General features: G+C 56.9%; 4 protein-coding genes. All 4 read right to left on the bottom strand.

Annotated elements, in window-relative coordinates; translation table 11 throughout:
• Nucleotides 1-743 precede the first annotated feature (743 nt).
• The 4 genes from JIN87_RS27610 to JIN87_RS27595 all read right to left on the bottom strand — a co-directional run bounded on the left by JIN87_RS27610 (nt 744) and on the right by JIN87_RS27595 (nt 4,614).
• Nucleotides 744-1,322: a DUF4136 domain-containing protein gene (locus JIN87_RS27610; RefSeq protein WP_200359898.1), complete on the bottom strand. Its 579-nt coding sequence runs from the start codon at nt 1,320-1,322 to the stop codon at nt 744-746.
• Nucleotides 1,322-1,696, bottom strand: a complete 375-nt coding sequence (locus JIN87_RS27605; RefSeq protein WP_200359896.1) for a response regulator — start codon at nt 1,694-1,696, stop codon at nt 1,322-1,324. Before JIN87_RS27605 ends, JIN87_RS27610 begins: the two co-directional genes overlap by 1 nt.
• 297 nt (nt 1,697-1,993) lie before the next feature.
• Nucleotides 1,994-3,949 (bottom strand): PAS domain-containing sensor histidine kinase, encoded by a 1,956-nt coding sequence (locus JIN87_RS27600; protein WP_200359894.1) that lies wholly within the window; start codon nt 3,947-3,949, stop codon nt 1,994-1,996.
• A 47-nt stretch (nt 3,950-3,996) separates the two neighbouring features.
• Nucleotides 3,997-4,614: a response regulator transcription factor gene (locus JIN87_RS27595; RefSeq protein ID WP_200359892.1), complete on the bottom strand. Its 618-nt coding sequence runs from the start codon at nt 4,612-4,614 to the stop codon at nt 3,997-3,999.
• Nucleotides 4,615-4,703: the final 89 nt, after the last annotated feature.

Genomic DNA, 4,703 nt, shown 5'->3' with positions numbered 1-4,703 from the left:
TTTGAGGAGAGTCTTCTTATGCTTTTTTAGTACGTTCATTTTTAGTATTGGCTTGTTTGTTTTATATAAATGTGAGTGTTCCTTTTTTTGTGTGTGTTAGAGATTTGTTCTCTTGTTGTTTGGAACTATACGCTAATCGGGAAAAGGGGGATATAGGACTTTGGTCGTATTGGATTTTTGGGGACCTGACTTTGCGTTGAGATTCGGGGTGGCGAGTGATGGCCCTATCGTGGGATGAGGTTGTGTATGTGGCCGTTGGGGACAACGGCCGCTACCTTATGCTATTGAAAAATAAACGGCGGTCTCTGTGAGACCGCCGTTTTAACTACCCCTATATATAACCCTGAATTATGAAACTTGAAATTGTGCGATTCGGTTGGTGGCGTGTCCGCCTCTTTGTTTCTGAATCTGGATACACTGTATCATGGGGTTGGATAATTGGATATGGGACTTTGGTCTTATGCGGGTGACGGGGAGCTTTGCGGCGAGGGCTGATCGGGGAGTTGTTTTTTTCCACGAAGTGCACGAAGGACACGGAGGGATTTTGCAGTGTTGTTGGGGACCACCGATGGGTCCGGTTTTTGTGGAGGGGTTGGGCTTGTTTTTTGTGGGGACCCGCTGAAGCGGGAACTCCAACGGGGGTGCTGGGAGGGGAATCGCGTGACGAGCACGCTCCCACCTGGGGATGCGAAAAGGGCGGTCTCTTGGTGAGACCGCCCTTGGGAGTGGAAATTGGGTTTTGGCTATTGGTTGCCGGGGAGGGTGGTGATGATCTCGGCGATGAGGGCTTTGAGATCTGCTTGCTCCATGGGCTTGCTTTTCTTGCGGCCGGTGGCCCAGCCGACCCAGACGAGTTGCTTGGTCTTGTTGTCGAAGAGCTCGATGACGATGGTGCCTTCGTCGTAGGAGTCGACGTCGATGTCGCGGCCCATGCTGTAAGGGTATCCGCGTCCCCAGTAGCCGCGGCGGCCGTAGTAGCCGTAGTCGTAGCCCCAGTCGGTGATTTCGATTTTGGGGACGAGGCTGGCCTTCAGGTGGACGGCGATGTCGGCTTGGGCGAGTTCTGCTTCGGTGTAGCCTTTGCCGGTGAGGGCGTCGCGGAGGCCGTCTTGGGCGGCTTTGCCGTAGCGTAGGATGGCGCCGGGATCGGCCCCTGGTATGTCTTTGGGCAGGGGCAGCAGGGCGAAGCTTTGGAAGGCGCTGAAGTCGGTGTCTGGATTGAGCTCGTCGGAAATTTTGGGTCCTGTCTGGCAGCCTGTGAGGAGGCCGAGAGCGAGGAGCAGGAGTCCGGAGATGAGAGTCTGGATGGTTTTGGCGCGCATTATTGGCAGATGGTTTCGATTGCTTTGATGAGTTTTTCCGCCTCGTAGGGCTTGGGAATAAAGCCTTGGGCGAGTGTGAGTTGGCTTTCGCTCATCTTGTGAGCTGTGATGAAAATGAAGGGGGTTTTGTTCCCGTCTGCCCTGATTTTTTGCAGGAAGTCGTAGCCGGTCATTTGTGGCATGTGCATGTCGGTGAGCAGGCACTGGTACTCGGGATGGTCCTGGTGGGCGAGGAAGTCGACGGCGGAGGGGAAGCAGACTACGTTGTAGCCGAAGACTTTGAGGAGTCGCTCCGTTGCTCTGGAATACGAGAGGTCGTCATCGATGATGGCGATGGGCTTGGTGTTTTTTGACTGTTGGTCTGAGTCGGTCACGGGAGGGGGAAATTCTTAAGATGCGGGGATTATGCACGAGCCCCTCGTTTTTGGATATGGGACTTTGGTCTTATGCGGGTGACGGGGGCGGCTTGCTGCGAGCGAGCGGTGCTGCACATTGGCGTCAACTTAAGCGCTTAAAAGGCTCTTCGTCTTCTTCTTCATCCGCTTCTACTTCTCGCTCGGAGAGCGGTGTTCTTGGGCTGGAGTTTGGGTTTTTAGATGATGATGAAGATTAAGATGATGATGAAGATTATATCGAAGGGTAAGTGGGCGCCGATAGGCTCTGCAGGGGAATTAGGTGTGGGCTGGGGGGAGTTCGAAGGTGAAGAGGCTGCCGCCTTGGGGGTGGTTGGTGGCGGTGATGGCGCCTCCGTGGTCTTCGATGATGGATTTGCAGATGCGTAGCCCCATGCCCATGCCGTCTTCTTTGGTGGTGAAGAAGGCTTTGAATATTTGCTCGAGCTTTTCTTCGGCGATGCCGGGGCCGGAGTCGGAAACTTCGCAGACTAGAGTGGAGTCGGGCTTGGTCCGGGTGCTGATCTTGATTTGGGCGATGCCGTTGGAGTCTGGGAGGGGGGCTTCGGTGGCGTTTTTGACGAGGTTGAGAATGACTTGCTGGATTTGGACCTTGTCGCCGAATGCGGTGGGCAGGTCGTCTTGGAGCTCGAGGGTGAGTTGGGTTTGCTTGATGATGAGGTCGCTTTTTGTGAGGGCGAGGGTGTCTTGGATGAGTTCGTTGAGGGAGAATTCCTCGTGGTCGGGGAATTTCTTTTTCATCATGGAGCGTAGGCGGCTGACGATGGATCCGGCACGTCGGTTGTCGGCTACGATGTCGGCGAGGATCTCTTTGATCTCGTCGAGGTCGGCGTTGCCGTTTTCGAGCATGCGGAGGGCGGCTTGCGCGTTGCCCATGTTTGCGGCGAGGGGCTGGTTGAGCTCGTGGGCGAGGGAGCTGGAGAGCTCGTTGAAGATGGAGACGCGGGCGAAGTGGGCGAGGTCGGACTTGAGGGAGTGGATGTTTTTCTCGGACTGGATCTTGTCGGTGATGTCTCGGCTGCAGATGATGTAGCCGAGCGGGGTGTCGTGCTGGCCGCATTCGAGGCTGACGCGGGTATCGACGAAGAGCTCTTCTTGCGACTTGCGGTGGTTGGCGATTGAGAAGTGGACGGAGGCGTTGGGGCTGGTCCGTTTCTCGAGGGCGGACTGGATGGCTTTGAGTTCTGCGGGGGGGATTATGAGTTCGATGCTGGCTCCGATGGTTTCGTTTTCGCGGTAGCCGTAGACTTCTTCGGCTTGGGCGTTCCAGCTGTTGATCCGCCAGTGCATGTCGGTGGAGATGATGCAGTCGTGGGAGGCTTCGAGTATCTTGGCTTTTTGGAGGAGGGCGCGTTGGGCGGAGCGTTGCTCGGTGGCGTCGCTCATGATGCAGACGAAGTGGGTGGTGGCGCCGGACTCGTCTTTTACGGGGGAGATGGAGAGGGTATTCCAGAAGGGGGTGCCGTCTTTGCGGTAGTTTAGGATCTCGGTCTTGATCTTTTTGCTCTGGCGTACGGCTTGGCTGATTTGATCGGCGGTGTGCGGATCGGTCTCGGGGCCTTGCATGAAGCGTGGGTTTTGGCCTGCGATGTCTGAGAAGCTGTATCCGGTGAGCTTGGTGAAGCTTTCGTTTACGTAGATGGTTGGCTGCTCGGTTTGCTGGGCGTCGACGATGACGCAGGCTTCGCTGGTGGCGTCGAGGGCGGCGAGGCGGAGTCGCTCCTGGTTTTGTTCTTGGCGGTAGGCGGTGACGTCGTGCGTGATGCCTACGATGGAGTGGAGCTTTCCGTCTTGGGCGACTCCGGTGAAGCTGTTGTCGAAGATTTTTTTGCTGCCGTCTAGGGCTCTTTCGATGCTTTCGAGGTGGGTGGTCTTGTAGTTGAGCTCTACGACTTTTCGCAGGGTGGGCAGGGTGCTTGGGTAGTCGAGGGGCATGACCTCGATGAGCTCGAGTCCTAGCATGTCTTCGGCTTTTTCGAAGCCGTAGGTTTGTGCGATGGCTTCGTTGGCGTAGGTGAAGCGGGAGTCGTAGACGAGGGAGCGCAGCTGTTCGTCGGCGGGGGCGTCGAGCGAGATGGGGGGATCGATGGTGATCTGGTAGACGAGGTCGTTCGAGCTTTCGAGTACGGCTAGGATGGCTTTGCCGACTTTGAGGTGGTCGGGCTGCTGCTGGAGCGAATTCGCGGCTGCCGAGTTTTCGGGGGATTCTGGCATAGGGGCGCTAGCGGGTTGGCGAGCGTTGGGGAGGCGCGGCTCGCGTTTTAGTCGCTTGCTTGGGCGGCTTTGACGCCGGCGCTATCGGCGAAGCGGACGAGTTCGACGATGGAGGTGACTCCGATCTTCTTCATGATGCGTCCGCGGTGGACTTTGACGGTCTTTTCGGAGGAGCCGAGGGCTTCGGCGATGGCTTTGTTTGGGACTCCGGTGATGACGTGGGTGAGCACTTCGTACTCTTTTTCGGTGAGTTCGTGGAGCTTGCGTCGGGTGCGGGAGGTTTGCTCCTCGGATTCGGTGAGTTTGCGGCCTGCTTCGAGGGCTCGTTCGAGGGCTTCGATGAGGGCGTCTTCTTCGAAGGGCTTTTGGAGGAAGTCGACGGCGCCTGCTTTAATGGCTTGGACGCTGTCGGGGATCTTGCCGCTGCCGGTGAGGAAGACGATGGGGGTGTTGATCTTGCCGAGCTTGAGTTCGAGCTGGAGCTCGAGGCCGCTCATTTCCGGCATGTTGATATCGAGCAGGATGCAGTCGGGGCGCTTGATGCTTTCTAGGAATTTGGCGGCGGACTCGAAGCATTCGGCTTCGTAGCCGTGGGCCATGAGGAGGCGCTTGAGGCTGCGGCTGACTGTGGGATCGTCGTCTACGACTGCGATTAGGGAGCTCATAGGAAAAGGCTTAGGTAGGAAAAAAGCGGGACGAGGGTGGTTTAAAGGATGGAGGGGATTTAGCGCAAGTCTTTGGGTGGGAGGGGGGA

This window comes from Pelagicoccus mobilis (assembly GCF_016595505.1).
Lineage (GTDB): Bacteria > Verrucomicrobiota > Verrucomicrobiia > Opitutales > Opitutaceae > Pelagicoccus > Pelagicoccus mobilis.
Note: the sequence above shows the minus strand (reverse complement) of the source record. Positions and strands in the feature narration are given on the sequence as shown.